This is a genomic window from Pseudovibrio sp. POLY-S9, assembly GCF_001431305.1.
Taxonomy (GTDB): Bacteria; Pseudomonadota; Alphaproteobacteria; order Rhizobiales; family Stappiaceae; genus Pseudovibrio.
In genome coordinates, this window is record NZ_LCWX01000107.1 from 1 (window position 1) to 577 (window position 577).

A 577-nucleotide genomic window follows, 5' to 3' on the forward strand; every position below is an offset into this window, starting at 1 on the left:
GCTCACACCGCCAGCATTACGGATGTCAGCGCAACCGGTGTCACCTCCGGTCTGTCATCCTTGAATGACGACGACCTCAAAGCTCTGCTGAGCGTTACAGGAGTTGCGTCTTCGGCTTCGAGCGTGGAAGGCTCTATTGATCTGACCTTCTCCGCTGCTTCCACCGTATTCGATTATCTGGCGGCAGGTGAACAGGTTGAACTTGTGTTCACTGTGACACTGGATGACGGCAATGGGGGAGTTGCGACCCAGTCGGTAACAGTGACTATCGTCGGCACCAACGATGCACCGGTTGTCTTCGATATTACAGCTTCCACCTCGGAAGACGACAGTGTTCTGATTGAACCTGCCTATATTGACCCAGATGCATCTGACACCGCCACCATCACGTTTGATGTCAGCGGCACGAGAGGTGACGTGTCTCTTATTGACGGCAAGTTCCAGTATGATCCGAACGGTCAGTTCGAGTATCTGGCTGTTGGTGAGACAGCAACAGATACTTTCACTTACACAGTGAGTGATGGCACGGCAGAGCCAATTACCAAGACGGTCACGGTGACCATCAATGGCGCTAATG

1 protein-coding gene is annotated in these 577 nt (G+C 52.9%); it reads left to right on the forward strand.

What is annotated here, in order from left to right; genetic code table 11:
• Nucleotides 1-577, forward strand: a 577-nt coding sequence (locus tag PPL9_RS08805) for an Ig-like domain-containing protein (RefSeq protein ID WP_200962187.1), incomplete at both ends; no start/stop codon positions are given.